The organism is Pseudomonas mosselii, assembly GCF_005796105.1.
In the GTDB taxonomy this organism is placed as follows: domain Bacteria; phylum Pseudomonadota; class Gammaproteobacteria; order Pseudomonadales; family Pseudomonadaceae; genus Aquipseudomonas; species Aquipseudomonas mosselii_C.
In genome coordinates this window covers 406,808-421,348 of record NZ_VAUO01000001.1, presented here as the reverse complement: position 1 = coordinate 421,348, position 14,541 = coordinate 406,808, and the positions used below count along the sequence as shown (strand labels likewise).

Annotated in this window: 13 protein-coding genes; 3 read left to right on the top strand and 10 right to left on the bottom strand. The window is 64.0% G+C overall.

The features are described 5' to 3' along the window. Positions 1–140: 140 nt before the first annotated feature. Positions 141–1,082 (top strand): LysR substrate-binding domain-containing protein, encoded by a 942-nt coding sequence (locus FEM01_RS01970; protein WP_138217603.1) that lies wholly within the window; start codon positions 141–143, stop codon positions 1,080–1,082. 2 nt (positions 1,083–1,084) lie between these two features. On the opposite strand, the gene FEM01_RS01965 is transcribed toward FEM01_RS01970, so the two are convergent. The 5 genes from FEM01_RS01965 to FEM01_RS01945 all read right to left on the bottom strand — a co-directional run bounded on the left by FEM01_RS01965 (position 1,085) and on the right by FEM01_RS01945 (position 6,155). Then, a complete protein-coding gene (locus FEM01_RS01965) occupies positions 1,085–1,837 on the bottom strand; it encodes an AraC family transcriptional regulator (protein ID WP_138217602.1) in 753 nt (250 codons plus the stop codon). Between the two features lie 67 nt (positions 1,838–1,904). Then, on the bottom strand, positions 1,905–3,413 hold the full coding sequence (locus FEM01_RS01960) for an MDR family MFS transporter (RefSeq protein ID WP_138218155.1): 1,509 nt from the start codon (positions 3,411–3,413) through the stop codon (positions 1,905–1,907). Then, entirely contained in the window at positions 3,403–4,539 is a 1,137-nt protein-coding gene (locus tag FEM01_RS01955; RefSeq protein ID WP_138217601.1) for an HlyD family secretion protein, read from the bottom strand. Before FEM01_RS01955 ends, FEM01_RS01960 begins: the two co-directional genes overlap by 11 nt. Before the next feature lie 101 nt (positions 4,540–4,640). Continuing rightward, positions 4,641–5,516, bottom strand: a complete 876-nt coding sequence (locus FEM01_RS01950; RefSeq protein ID WP_138217600.1) for an alpha/beta fold hydrolase — start codon at positions 5,514–5,516, stop codon at positions 4,641–4,643. 18 nt (positions 5,517–5,534) lie between these two features. Further along, positions 5,535–6,155: a LysE family translocator gene (locus FEM01_RS01945; RefSeq protein WP_138217599.1), complete on the bottom strand. Its 621-nt coding sequence runs from the start codon at positions 6,153–6,155 to the stop codon at positions 5,535–5,537. 178 nt (positions 6,156–6,333) lie between these two features. Between FEM01_RS01945 and FEM01_RS01940 the strand changes: the two genes are divergently transcribed. After that, positions 6,334–6,816, top strand: coding sequence for a GNAT family N-acetyltransferase (locus FEM01_RS01940; protein WP_138217598.1), 483 nt, complete (start codon positions 6,334–6,336; stop codon positions 6,814–6,816). A 77-nt stretch (positions 6,817–6,893) separates the two neighbouring features. Then, a complete protein-coding gene (locus tag FEM01_RS01935) occupies positions 6,894–7,181 on the top strand; it encodes a hypothetical protein (RefSeq protein ID WP_138217597.1) in 288 nt (95 codons plus the stop codon). Positions 7,182–7,222: 41 nt separating this feature from the next. On the opposite strand, the gene FEM01_RS01930 is transcribed toward FEM01_RS01935, so the two are convergent. The 5 genes from FEM01_RS01930 to FEM01_RS01910 form a co-directional block, all read right to left on the bottom strand. Beyond that, the gene (locus FEM01_RS01930; protein ID WP_138217596.1) at positions 7,223–7,483 is read right to left on the bottom strand and encodes a DUF1652 domain-containing protein; all 261 of its coding nucleotides are present in this window, start codon (positions 7,481–7,483) and stop codon (positions 7,223–7,225) included. A gap of 257 nt (positions 7,484–7,740) precedes the next feature. Further along, on the bottom strand, positions 7,741–8,616 hold the full coding sequence (locus FEM01_RS01925; protein ID WP_138217595.1) for a pirin family protein: 876 nt from the start codon (positions 8,614–8,616) through the stop codon (positions 7,741–7,743). 167 nt (positions 8,617–8,783) lie between these two features. Then, positions 8,784–10,421: a phosphoglucomutase (alpha-D-glucose-1,6-bisphosphate-dependent) gene (pgm, locus tag FEM01_RS01920; protein ID WP_138217594.1), complete on the bottom strand. Its 1,638-nt coding sequence runs from the start codon at positions 10,419–10,421 to the stop codon at positions 8,784–8,786. Positions 10,422–10,500: 79 nt separating this feature from the next. Further along, complete coding sequence (locus tag FEM01_RS01915) at positions 10,501–12,756, bottom strand: ATP-dependent DNA helicase (protein ID WP_138217593.1); 2,256 nt, start codon at positions 12,754–12,756, stop codon at positions 10,501–10,503. After that, positions 12,753–14,402, bottom strand: coding sequence for a VRR-NUC domain-containing protein (locus FEM01_RS01910; protein ID WP_138217592.1), 1,650 nt, complete (start codon positions 14,400–14,402; stop codon positions 12,753–12,755). Before FEM01_RS01910 ends, FEM01_RS01915 begins: the two co-directional genes overlap by 4 nt. Positions 14,403–14,541 lie beyond the last annotated feature (139 nt).

The window sequence follows — 14,541 nt, the reverse complement described above, 5'->3', positions numbered from 1 at the left end:
GCCTTGCCGGGCTTGTCGATAGAAACGATCCACGGCGCTGTGAGGAATTTGAGCGGTATTGCGATATTGAGCGATACTGACGGCCTGCCCGGTCGATGACCAACGAAACTTTCTACAAAAGGCTTTAGCAGGACTAAACGATGAAAGGGCAACTCAATGGTCAGGTGTATGTCTGGCTGCACGTATTTTCCTGCGCGGCGCGGCACCTGTCGTTCACCCGCTGTGCAGAAGAGCTGCACATCACCCCAGGTGCGGTCAGCCAACAAATGCGCCAGCTCGAAGAACGCCTGGGCTATCGCTTGTTCCTGCGCCGCGCCCGAGGCGTGGAACTGTCGGCCGAGGGCCAGCGCCTGGCGCAGACGGTGGCAGAAGCCTACGGCAGCATCGAGGCCGAGTTGTTACGCCTGGACGCTGGCGAAATCCGCGGCACGCTGCGGCTGCGCTCGATCCCGTCGTTCCTGGCCAAATGGCTGACACCACGCCTGCCACGCTTCCAGCAGCGCTATCCCGACATCGAGCTGCGCCTGGTGGCCGAGGACAGCAACCAAGCCCTGCACCCGGACGACTTCGACCTGGCCATCGACCTGAACGACGGCAGCTATCCCGGCATGCTGTCCACGCCACTGCTGGACGAGCAGATCTTTCCGGTGTGCTCCCCAGCCCTGCTGCGCGGTCGCCCGCCGCTGCACGGCCCGGCCGACCTGGCGCACTATCCGCTGCTGCACGACATCACAGCCTGGCGCGGCAGCTCGGAGTACGCCGAGTGGGAATTCTACCTGGCGGGGATCGGGGCTGGCGGCATGCCGGTGCGCCGCGGGCATACCTTCAACCGCAACCACCTCACCATCGAGGCGGCGATCGCCGGCATCGGCGTGGCCATCGCCCGGCGCACGCTACTCAACGACGAGTTGGAGCGTGGCGCGCTGATCGTGCCGTTCGGCGTGCCGATCGCCAACCACAAGCGCTATGTGCTGTTGTATCGGCCTGGCGGGCTTAGCCAGCCGGGGGCACGAGCGGTGCATGACTGGCTGGTGGAGGAGGCGCAACACTTCAGGGCCCTGCATCCGATGGCGCTGGCGTAAGCTCACCAGCGCGGCGTGCCCCGCCCGACATACACCGAGGGCGAAACCCCGAGGGTGCGCCGGAACATCGCGCTGAACGCACTCGGGCTGTCATAGCCCAGGTCCAGCGCCACTTCCAGCACCGATGCGCCCGCCGCCAGGGCATCCAGCCCCGCCAGCAAACGCATGCGCCGTACCCACTGCACCAGGCTCAAGCCTGTCTCGCGCTGAAAAGCCCGGGTCAGGGTTCGCGCGTTGAGGCCGCTCAAGCGCGCCGCCCGCGCCAAGCTCCAGTCATCGGCCGGCGCCGCGCGCGCGGCCTCGCACAATGCCTGCAAAGGCCCAGGCCCTGGGCTGGGTACATGCAGTGCCAGCACCGGCAACACGCGGATCTCGTCCAGGATCAGTGCCATGATCCGCGCCTCAGGCCCATCCAGCGGGTACCCCGGCACGATGTCCATGGCCCGGATGATCAGCTCGCGCAACAGTGGCGAGATCTCGATCACCTGACACTGCTGCGGCAACCCAGACCGTGCCTCGGCGTCCACGAACAAGGTACGCATGCGCACCACCCCGGACATGCGCAACTCATGCTCGCTGGCCGCAGGCACCCAGACTCCGCGCCCAGGGGGCACGACCCAACTGCCTTCGCGGGCACTGACCGTGACCACGCCACTGATCGCATGAATGAGCTGGGCACGGTCGTGACAGTGCAGGGCAATGTGCTCGCCGTGGCGGTAGTTCTCGGCAAGTGCAAGGATCGGCGGACGGGGCATCGACAGGCTTCGGTGGCAATGAAACCTCATGGTCGCAGGGCCAGCGCTGTTCGTGAAGGGGCACACGCTAACGACTGCGCAACAGCAAGGCGGCCAGCGCACACCCCAGCAACGCCAGGCACGACAGGTAGAAGGCATCGGAGTACGCCATCAGGTAAGCCTGCTCGCGCACACTGCGATCGATCAGCGCCAGGCTCTGCATCACCTGCGGTGATTGCGGATCGAGCATGCCGCCCGGCAGACGTTGCTGCAACGCGCCGTCGAACAATGTCAGCGCCTCGCCCACCCGCACCGAATGAAAGCGTTCACGCAGCGACACCAGTTGCGTCAACAACGCCGTGCCCAATGCTCCACCCAGGTTGCGCAGCATCGAGATCAACGCCGAAGCCGAGCCCGCCTGAGCTTTGTCCAGCCCCTTCACCGCCAGTACCGACAGCGCCACCATGATCAACGGCTGACCGATACCCCGCACCACGGTGGACGGGATGATCACGTTGCTACCCGCATCCACCGTCAGTTGCGAGCCCAGCCAGCACCCCAGGGCCATGATGGCGAAACCGCTGGCCACCAGCAGCTTGGGGTTGAGCCAGCGCATCAGCCGGGGCAGCAAGGGCGCCAGCAACAGTTGCACTAGGCCATAGGCGATCAGGCTCTTGCCGACCTCGCTGGCGCTGTAGCCTTGCACCAGCGACAGATAGTTGGGCACCAGAAACACCAAGCCGAAGGTGGCCGCGCCGAATACCGCCATCGCCAGGCTCGATACACCGAAGTTGTAGCTGGCCAACAACCGCAGGTTGATGAACGGACGTGCCCCCCATAACTGCCGCTGGATGAACAGCGCCAGGGCGAATATCGCCAGCACACTGAATACGACGATAAAGCGCGAGTCGAACCAATCTTTGCGTCCGCCCTCCTCCAGCACCACCTGCAACGCCCCAAGCCCCAGCGCCATGGCGCCGATCCCGAGCCAGTCGGCCTGACGCAGGGCACTGCGGTCACCGGCCTGGCCCTTGATCGACCAGGCCACCGCTGCCAGCAACGCCAAACCTGGCGGTAGTTGCAGCAAAAAGATCCAGCGCCAGGAGTACATGTCGGTCAACCAACCCCCTATCGAAGGCCCAGCCGCCTGAGCCACGCTATTAGACAGGCTGAACAGCGCCATCCCCAGCGGCAGGCGGCTGGCAGGCAGTTCGGTGATGATCAGCTGCATCGACAGCGGGATCAGCACCGCCCCCGAAGCGCCTTGCACCACCCGCAGGGCGATCATCGCTTGCAGGCCAGGTGCCAGTGCGCAGCTCACGGAGCTGGTAAGAAACACCGCCGACCCTACCAGCATCACCCGCCGCAACGAGAACACCCGCACCAACCAAGCGGTCAGCGGGATCATGCTGATCTCGGCCACCAGGTACGCGGTGGAAATCCACGACCCCTCCTCGAAGCTCGCGCCCAGCGCACCTTCGATCTCAGGCAGGGCAGCGCTGGTGACGTGCACGTTCATCCCGGCCATGAAGCAGCCGAACAAGCCGCCGATCACCGCCACCCAGGCCCGGGTGGTGACTTTTTCCTCAGCGTCCATCATGCACCTGCCGGGTATCGACGGTGGCGATCACCGACATGCCGGGCAATAGCTTCGGCACGCCGTCCACTTCGGGTTGCAGATGTATGCGTACCGGGAAACGCTGGACGATCTTGGTGAAGTTGCCCGTGGCGTTGTCCGGCGGCAGCAGCGCGAATACCGCCCCTGAGCCTGGCGACACGCTGTCGACGGTGCCCTGCCAGTGCTGGCCGAAGGTATCCACTTCAAGGCGTACCGGCTGGCCTGGACGCAGGTGCGCCAGCTGGGTCTCCTTGAAATTGGCCACCACATAGGCCTGTTCGACCGGCACCAGCGCCAGCAACGGTAAACCTGGGGTGATGTACTGTTGCTGGCGGGCCTTACGCTGGCCCACCACGCCATCGAAGGGCGCACGGATCTCGGTGTCGGCCAGGGCGCTACGCGCCAGGTCCGCTTCGGCTTGGGCCTGGTCGAGGTCAGCCTGGCGTTGCAGCAGTTCGGCCTCAAGCTGGCGACCTTGTTGGGCCAACACCGCCTTGTGCGCGTGCTGGCGGGCAAGCTCGGCGTCAGCAGCGCGCTGCAGGGCGTTGGCCTGAATACGTGTGGCGCGGGCTTGTTCCATGCGTTGCACGCTGGCCGCTTGCCATTCGGCCAGGCGCTGGTAGCGTTGCCAGTCGGCCTCGGCGCGCTGCGCCTCGCCACGGCTGCCGGCACGTTCGGCGTCGGCACGCGCGATGGCCTGGGCCTGCTCCGTCTGTTCGGCAGCGAAAGTGCGCAGGCGCAGGCGTTGCACCTGCAATGCCGCCTCGCTCACCGCTAGCTGCGCCTCGGCCTTGCGCAAGCGATCACGAAAATCCCGCGCATCCAGGCGTACCAGTACGTCACCGGCCTTGACCTGGGCGTTATCGGCCACCGTCACTTCGGCGACGTAGCCGCTGACCCGGGCGCTGATCGGCGCCCAGTCGGCACGCACGTAGGCATCGTCGGTCTGTTCGAGAAAGCGCCCCTCCAGCCACCAGTAACCGCCATAAGCGCTCAGCAGTAGCCCCAGCGAACCGGCCAGCCCCATACGCAGCAAACGCCGGCGCCGTGGGTCACGGTGTTGGTCGAGGTCCTGCTGGGTTTCTGGGCTGACCGCCTGGTTCATGCTGGGGCTCCATACAAGGGGGGGAGCACCAGCGTAAGGAATACGTGCGTGTCGATCGCTCGCGAATCATCCAACTATCGTCGCGAAATGGACAATCTTCATTAAGGTGCCTGGAGAAACGCCACCACCCGCTCGGCCGCCGCAGCGGGATCCTCCTGCATGAAGCAATGCCCACCCGCCACCTGCTGGCTACTGACCTGGGCGTTCAGACTAGCCAGACGTTGAACCGAGTGCGGCACGAACGGATAGGTGTGCTCGCCATACAGGATACAGGTCGGCGTCGAGATACTGCTCAGTTGATGCCACATACGTTCAGGGAACGAACTGAAAATCTCCACTTCGCGGCTGGGTCGGCACTTGAGCACCACGGCCTCGCCGCAATCGCCGATGGCGTGCTCGACATAAGCGTGCAGGGCCGTGTCGCTCCAGCCCTTGAAAATACCCCGCCCTTGCAGCGACGCCAGCGCCGCCTGGCGGTCAGGCCAGTGGCTACGGCGCGTCGCGGCCTTGCGCGCCAGTGCATGACGCCGATGCAGGCCAACCATGGCAGCCACCCCCATCACCCCAAGCATCCGGCGGCTGAACAGCACAGGGTCGAGCAGCACCGCACGCTGGAACAACGACTTCTCTCGGGCCAGCATCAGGCCGGTGAGCACCCCGCCAAAGCTGTGCCCTACCGCCAGCAGCGGCACGTCACCGTATTCACCGCGCCCAGCGGCGAAGGCCTCCAGGGCCTGCGCCGCCGCACGGTTCCAACCCACGAACGCACCACCGTGATCGCTGTCGCCATGGCCTTGCACATCGCACAGCCACAGGTCGAAATGCTCGCTCAGACGCAGCAGCAAGGGCTGGTAGGCCAAGCAGCAAAACCCATTGCCATGCAGGAAGTGCAACAGCGGTCGGCCGCTTGGCGGCGTGCGCCAACCGCGCAAGGTGAAACCTTCGGCGCATTCATGGGACCAGGGAATCAACTCCATCTACGGCACTCGTCGGCTCTAGGAAAACGACGATTCTACAAACAGCAGCGGATACAGTGAAATCACCAGCAACACGGCCATCACGACATTGAACAGCACCAGCGCGCGCCGGTTGCGCAGCAGGTTGCGCAACGCGCTGCCGAACATCACCCAGATGCCGACGCTGGGCAGGTTGACCAGCGCGAACACCACCGCGATGACGATCACATTGACCACATAACCTTGAGCCGGCGTATAGGTAGTGATGGCGCCCACCGCCATGACCCAGGCCTTGGGATTGACCCACTGAAACGCCGCCGCGCCCCAGAAACCCAGCGGTTCGCGGCTGCTCACGGTGTCAGCGTTCATGGGCCCGGAAGTCGCGATCTTCCAGGCCAGGTACAGCAAATACGCAGCGCCGCCATAGCGCAACACGGTGTATAGCACCGGCCAGGCTTTGAACAGCTCACCCAACCCCAAACCGACCCCTAGCACCATGAGCATGAAGCCGATGCTGATCCCCAGTGCGTGAGGCACGCTGCGGCGTACGCCAAAGTTCACCCCCGAGGCCAGCAACATGGTGTTATTCGGGCCGGGCGTGATGGAAGAAACGAAAGCGAACAGCACGAACGCGCTGAGCAGGTCGAACGAGGCAAGCATGGTGTGGGGATCCGTTTATTTCCCGAAAGGTACAACCACACTAACGGAGCGCTCACTGAGGGCACCGATACAGTTGAGTTTAATTGCGCAAGTACAGCCTACTGATACGGTACGACTGCACTGAAGAAATGCTCGCGCACAGGTAACATGCTGGCATCGTCAATCAAGGATGCCCGCCATGAGCCTCACCATCCGTCGCGCCGTACGCAGCGACGCCGCGCAAATTCTTACGTTCATCACCGAACTGGCTGAATACGAACGTGCCCGTCATGAAGTGGTGGCGACCCTCGCCGAAATCGAGCACAGCCTATTCGATGAAGGCAGCACCGTGCACAGCCTGATCTGCGAGCGTAACGGAGTGAGCATCGGATTTGCCGTGTACTTCTACAGTTACTCCACCTGGCTCGGCCGTAACGGTATCTACCTGGAAGACCTCTACGTGACCCCGCAACAACGCGGCGACGGCGCCGGGCGCACATTACTGCGGCACATCGCCCAGGAAGCCGTGGCCAAGGGCTGCGGGCGCCTTGAATGGAGCGTGCTGGATTGGAACGAGCCGGCCATCGGCTTTTACCGCTCGCTGGGTGCCCAAGCGCAGGATGAGTGGGTGCGCTATCGCCTCGATGGCGACGGCTTGAGGCGGTTTGCCGAAGGCCATTGAAATAATTTGAACACTTGCGTTCGGCAGGCTTCAAAGCACTGATGTGCGCCATCTTGCCCAGGAGCCTGCCACTCGCCATGAAAATGCCCTGCCGCGCCCCGAATGCCTGCCTGCAACTGGATTATGTACGAGACACCCTGTTCGGCCCGGTGGCGCTGAGCGTCGAGTGCCAGGCGCAACTGGCAGCGCTCAACCTGCAAGGGCGCCCGGCCTTGCATCTGCACCTCTGCCCGCCTTTACCGCACAAGGTCGAGCGCGCCCACAGCGTCGCCTTCATCTGGGAAGGACGCCGCTATCATGGCGTGGTGCGCGACCAGGGCAAATGCGGGGATGGCGGGTTGAACCTGCTGGTGGAACTGCATTGACGCCGCTGCCCGGCAAGCCATGCTCGCCGGGCAGACGTGGATCAGGCGATTGCCTTGAGTGGCGGCGCGCTGGCTGGACGCTGCTCCTTGAGCCGCGCCACCAAGCCCAGCAGGTCACGGCAGCTGTTGAGGCTGGTGAGTGGCACATCGGTCACAGTCAGGCAGCCATCTAAAGTATGCCCTTGGCCCAAACGGATGGTCAGGTGCTCGCCATCCGGGCAACTCACTTCGCAACGATCCGGCAGGCAGGCGTGCTCGATCAGTTGCCGCATTTCCAACATCGAAACTCCGATCAGCGACATGGTACGACCCTCTCTGGTCCCTGAATGGCCAGTTATTGTATGTACATGGGTATGACCTCGGCTGGCGATCCATGGCCCGAGGTACTGGCGTTGAAGAGGTACATGTTCCTCTAGCACCTTAGTGGAAGAACCTGCGCCGATGAGGTTTGTTCGATCAGTTGCAGCCGCTGGCCGACCAATGGTGGCAGCGGACCATTCGGCTGCCGCTGTGGACGGGTTTCGCGACATTGTCGCGGATCAAGGCTGCTATCCAGCGCCTAGCGCTCAGTGGCGCCCAGTTGCCCAAAGCGCCCGGCATGGAAGTCGTCGAACGACTCGGCGATCTGCGCCTGGCTGTTCATCACGAACGGGCCATAGCCAACGATCGGCTCATCGATTGGCTCGCCACTGAGCAACAACACGCTGGTGTCCTGTGGCGCTTCGATCTGCACGTTGTCGCCGTCGCGCGCGAACAGCACCAGGCTGGCGGGGCCGGCGTCACGCTCGGCGTTGACCCGCAGTTGACCACGCAACACCACTAGCGCCGCATTGCGCCCGGGCAACAGCGGCAGTCGCAGCACGGCACCGGCGTTCAAGCGCATGTCCCATACGTCCATGTCCGTGAAGGTACGCGCCGGCCCTTCAGAGCCTTGGTAACGCCCGGCGATCACGCGCAAGCTGCCAGCCCCAGCATCGAGCGCCAGCTGTGGAATATCCTCGGCCAGCAGGGTCTGGTAACCGGCAGCGGCGCGTTTGTGCCTGGCCGGCAGGTTGACCCACAGTTGCACCATTTCCAAGGTGCCGCCTTGCCGGGCGAACGCCGGTGAGTGGAACTCTTCGTGGATGATACCGTCTGCGGCGGTCATCCACTGCACGTCGCCTGGGCCGATCAAGCCACCAGCGCCGGTGGAATCGCGATGTTCGAGTTCGCCCTGGTAGACGATGGTCACTGTCTCGAAGCCGCGATGCGGATGCTGGCCAACACCACGCCTGGCGGTGGTGGGGGTGAAGTCATGTGGCCCTGCGTAGTCGAGCAACAGGAACGGGCTGATATGCCGTGCCAGATGGTCGTAGGTGAACAGGCTGCGTACCGGAAAACCATCACCTACCCAATGGGTATGCGGGCTCTGGTAGATACCCTGGATTTTTTTCATGAGCGCGTTCCTCTTGGACAGGCATTAGCTTATCGATGAGGATAATGAAGCGGTAGGTCGATCAAACGGTATACATCGTCCCGCTGACGGGACAATCAAGACCGACGGGGCAAGCCCGCTCCACAACGCTGTGGAAACACGCTTGCCCCGCGCATCGCCCCTGATGATCAGGCGATCGCCGCATCCACCAAGACCTGGGCTTCCTGTACCAGGCGGGCCAGGTGCGCTTCGTCGATGAAGCTCTCAGCGTAGATCTTGTAGATGTCCTCGGTCCCCGACGGTCGCGCGGCGAACCAGCCGTTAGCCGTCATGACCTTGAGGCCGCCGATGGCCTGGCCATTGCCAGGAGCGTGGCTGAGAATCTGCACGATGGGTTCACCGGCAAGCTCGGTGGACTTGACCTGCTGCGGGGCCAGCTTGCTCAGGAGTGCCTTCTGACGCGGGTCGGCCTTGGCTTCGACACGGGTAGCGTATGGCTTGCCCAGCTTGGCGGTGAGGTCGGCGTAGAGCTGGCTCGGGTTGCGTCCTGTGCGAGCGGTCATTTCTGCCGCCAGCAACGCCGGAATCAGGCCGTCCTTGTCGGTGGCCCAGACCGAGCCGTCCTTGCGCAGGAACGACGCCCCAGCACTCTCCTCGCCGCCGAAGCCCAGCGAACCTTCGAACAAGCCCTGGGCGAAGAATTTGAAGCCCACCGGCACTTCGTACAACGTCCGTCCCAACGCCTCGGTCACACGATCGATCAGGCCACTGGACACCACGGTCTTGCCCACCGCAGCGTCACCACGCCAGTGCGGGCGATTACGGTACAGGTAGTCAATGGCCACAGCCAGGTAGTTGTTCGGTTGCAACAGGCCATCGGCGGTGACGATACCGTGACGGTCATGGTCCGGGTCGCAGGCGAACGCCACATCGAAACGCTCGCGCAGGCCGATCAGGCCCTGCATGGCATACGGCGAGGACGGGTCCATGCGGATCTGGCCGTCCCAATCGACGCTCATGAAGCGGAAGGTCGGGTCCACCTCGGTGTTCACCACCTCCAGGTTGAGCTGGTAGCGCTCGGCGATGGCCGCCCAGTAGCGCACCCCTGCCCCGCCCAGCGGATCGACGCCCAGGCGCAGGTTGGCGCCGCGGATCACGTCGAAGTCGATGACGTTTTCCAGGTCGTTGACGTAGTGGGTCACGTAGTCATGTCGCTGGGTGGTCGGTGCCTGCAGTGCCTGGGCGTAATCCATACGCTTGACGCCGGCCAGATTGGCCGCCAGCAATTCGTTAGCCTTGGCCTCGATCCACTTGGTCACGTCGCTGTCAGCAGGCCCACCATTGGGCGGGTTGTACTTGAAGCCACCACTTTGCGGCGGATTGTGCGACGGGGTGATGACGATTCCGTCGGCCAGGCCCTGCTGGCGGCCACGGTTGTAACAGAGGATAGCGTGGGACACCGCTGGCGTCGGGGTGTATTCGTCATCCTGGCTGAGCATCACCTGCACGCCATTGGCGGCCAGCACCTCCAAGGCACTGGCGGCAGCTGGCGCCGACAGTGCATGGGTGTCTGCGCCGATGAACAGCGGGCCATCGATAGCCTTTTCCTGGCGGTACAAACAGATGGCCTGGGTGATGGCCAGCACGTGGTATTCGTTGAAGCTCAATTCGAACGAGGTGCCACGGTGGCCCGAGGTGCCGAAGGCCACGCGCTGGGACGCCACGGCTGCGTCGGGGCGGCCGGTGTAATAGGCCGTCAACAGGCGGGGGATATCGACCAGCACACTGGCCGGAGCCAGCTTGCCTGCCAAAGGACTGAGCGTCATGCAGAACCTCGAATTCAACGAATGTTGGGGTTGGAACGCGCAGTGTACTGGGAGTTTCGATGCCAGGCGATGGGCGCGTTCAGGCCGATTGCCACCAGCTTGGGAACATCTGCCGCACCCGGGGTTCGGCGAAACGCTCGTCGATCAACACCAGCACACCGCGGTCGTGGTCGCTACGGATCACCCGCCCCGCCGCCTGGATCACCTTGCGCACGCCAGGGTACAGATAGGCGTAGTCGAAGCCGGCACCGAACTGACGCCCCAGGCGCTGTTTGAACTGTTCGTTGACCGGGTTGACCTGGGGCAGCCCGAGGGTCGCGACAAAGGCGCCGATCAGGCGCGTGCCGGGCAAATCCACCCCCTCACCAAACGCACCACCGAGCACGGCGAAGCCGACGCCCTGCCCATCGGCCACGAAACGCGCCAGGAATGCCTCGCGGCTGGCTTCATCCATGCCGGGTGACTGCCGCCACTGGGGTAGCGCCGGATAACGCTGGGCCAGTAACTGCGCGACCTGCTCCAGGTACTCGAAGCTGCTGAAAAACGCCAGGTAGTTGCCAGGCTGGGCCTGAAACTGCGTAGCGATCAACTCGACGATGGGCGCTAGCGACGCCTGGCGCTGCTGATAGCGGGTAGACACCTCGCTGACGATACGCACCTGCAACTGCTCGGCACGAAACGGTGCGGCCACTTCCAGCCAGGCGGTGTCGTCCGGCATGCCCAGCAGGTCACTGTAGAAGTGCCGAGGGTTGAGCGTGGCGGAAAACAGCGTGACGCTGCGTGCGGCAGCCATCCTTGGCCCCAGCAGGCGCGCCGGTACGATGTTGCGCAGGCACAAGGTAGCCAGACGTCGGCCCTTGGTACCCTTGCGCTGACTGATATCGAACACGAAATGCTCGTCGAACAGTTCGGCGACCCGGCTGAACTGCAAGGCCTGGAAGTAGAACTCCAGCACCTTGGGCTGCACCTCGTTGGGTGCCTGGTTCATCCGTTCCTGAATCAGCCCCACGCATTGCTGCAGGGCCCGCAACAGTGCCTGCGGCAACTGCTCACTGGCCTGGTAAGGCGCCACTTGCGCCTTGTACAGCGCGTTCCACTGGCGGTTGAGGCGCTCCAGCGCGCTGCCTAGGCCGGCAGGCTTGCTCTGGCGCAGTGCCTGTAACTGGCCTTGATCGAGGCTCGCGCTGTACATCTGCCGACCGCGCTCAACCAAGTTGTGCGCCTCGTCCACCAGGACTGCCGTGCGCCACTGGTTGGCCTGGGCCAGCCCGAACAGCAAGGCATAGGTGTCGAAATAGTAGTTGTAGTCAGCCACCAGCAGATCGACCCAGCGGGCCATTTCCTGTGCGAGGTAGTACGGGCAGACCTGGTGCGCCAAGGCCACCTCGCGCAGTGCCGCGCGATCAAGCACGGCGATCTGTGCGGCGGCCTCGCGCGCTGCGCCGAGGCGGTCGTAGAAGCCCTTGGCCAGCGGGCAGGCATCGCCATGGCAAGCGCTGCCGGGATGCTCGCAAGCCTTGTCGCGGGCGATCAGCTCCAAGGTACGCAAGGCTGGCTGCGCACTGCCCTGGGTGATCTGGCGCAGGGCATCCAAGGCCAGCGCGCGCCCCGGAGTCTTGGCGGTCAGAAAGTAGAGTTTGTCCAACTGCTGCGGCACCATGGCCTTGAGCAGCGGGAACAGCGTACCGAGGGTCTTGCCAATGCCAGTGCTGGCCTGGGCCATCAGGCAGCGGCCGGTGCTGACGGCCTTATACAGGGTTTCAGCCAACTGGCGCTGACCTTGGCGGAACGCGGGATACGGAAACGCCAGTGCCTTCAAACCGAGGTCCCGCTCGCCCAAGCGTGCCTCCTGAGCGCTGGCCCAGGCCAGGAAGCGCTGACACTGGGTTTCGAAGAACCGTTGCAACTCGGCGGCCTCGTAAGGTTCGCTGATGACGGTCTGGGCATCGCTGTCGACGTCCAGATATACCAGCGCGATGTCGATACGCTGCAATTGGCGGGCCTGGCACAACAGCCAGGCATAGACCTTGGCCTGGGCCCAATGCAGCTGTCGATGGTTATCGGGCTGACGCGCCAGGTCACCGCGATGGGTCTTGATCTCTTCCAGGCGATTGAGCCCCGGGTCGTACCCATCGGCCCGGCCGCGCACCAGCAGTCCCCGGTATTCGCCTTCCAAAGCCACCTCGGCCTCGTAGCCGGGGCCTCGCCGTGCAACCACGCGGCGGTGGCCGGCGATCCCCTCCTGGGCACTGGGCGAGGGCGTGAAGCGCAGGTCCAGATCGCCCTGCTTGGCGCTAAACTCGCAGAGCGCGCGCACCGCCACGCGGTAACTCATGCCACCGCCTGCCAACGCACATGGCACACAGCTACCGGCAAGCCGTGTTGTTGACAGAATTCCAGCCAACGCAATTGGTTGTCTTGCAGTCGATCCCCCGGCCCCTTGACCTCGACCATGCGGTAGCGGCCTTCGTCGGGCCAAAACTGGATCAAGTCAGGCATCCCGGCGCGGTTGTTGCGAATGTCCTGTAGCAGACGCTCGAAACACGCCTTTAGGTGCGCCGGCGGCAAGCAGGCGAGCGCGTGCTCGAGCAATTCGTCCTCGAGCATGTGCCAAAACACGAACGGTGATTGCAGACCATGCTTGGCGGCACGGCAATCACGAATGGCCTGGCGGTGGCTGCCGTCGTCCAGTTGCCCCAGGCAGCGCTCGAACAGCGCCGCCCGACGCGGCAGAAAATCAGCGTCGTGCAGGTCTTGAGGGCCCGCCTGAAACGGATGGAAGAACGCCCCAGGCAACGGCGCAAAAATCGCCTCCCAGCACAAGAGTCCAAACAAGCTATTGAACAGGGTGTTCTCCACGTAGTGGGCCACCCCGCCCTGCCCCTGCAAGTGCACACGCACGGCCTCCTCAACCCCCAAAACGGCCAGCTCCGCCGGTAGTTCCAGCTCGATCGACTGCACCGCAGCCACGCGTTTGCGCGGCTGCGGCGGCCCGCCGAGCTTGCGTGCCAGACGCGGCAGCATGCGTTCCAGGGCCTGACGTTCCAAGGCATTGGCAGGCGCCGTGGCCATCTGTTGAGCCAGCCGATGGGCTGCATGCCACTGCTCGCTGCGTTCGTACACGCGTACCTGACGGATGCGTGCCTCGGGATGGGCGCCCCCCGCATAGGCCTGTAAGGCCAGGTCCCAGTCGCCCAACCGTTCGCAGTGTTGACCCAAAGCGAACAGCACGCGCGCATGGCGCCGGGCCAGCCATGGGTTGGGACTGGCCAGCCCGTGCAAGAGCGCCAGTAACGTAGCAGGCCGCTCGCCTTGCTCCAGCCGCTCGGCGCAGTGGTGCAAGGCCATGGCCAGGTCCACCTCGCCACGCGAGCGCAGCGCCCGCGAATCGTCGCTGAACGCCACCTGTTCATAGCGCCATACGCCAAGGTCGGCCAGCACGAATTCGGACCAGTCCTGGTACAGGTTGCCAAAGAACAACAGGCGCAGCCGGTCGCACACCGACTGCAAGCGCCAATGCAGGATTTGCACGCTGAAACCGGGGTACCACTGCGCCAACGGACGGGGCGCCATGTCGTGAGCCTGCAATTGGGCCAGCAGTTCGGCCTTGCCCGCCCGAGGCTGCGCCAGCCGTGTAGCGAAGCACTGCACCACTTCATCCTTGCGCAACAGGCCGACCAGTTGCTCGAGCGTCAGCGCTGCTGCCTCATCGACCCAACCCAACGCCAACAGAGGGGCCAAGGCGGCCTGGGTGTCGCCAATCTCGGCATAGACGAGCTTGTCGCTTCGAAACCACTCGCCCTTGCGCATCACCATGCGCACCAACAGCGCCTGAGACGGCAGCGGCAGCAGGCCGAAGGTCTGGATGAACGCCCGCTCGGCAGGCTCCAACAGGTCGGCATAGCGCTGCTCTACCCAAGCCAGGACTTGGCGGAAGTTGTGCAGGTAATAGAATGGGTCGTCGACAGAATGGGCAATCACAGGACACGGCTAGGCACGACAAAGAGCACTGTTTATACATACAGACCCCAGTCCAAGGCAAGCACCGCGGGTCGCGTCGGCGGTCAACCGATTTTGCACTGAGCCCGGTATCACCAATCAGGGCCGCGTCTTGCCAAAC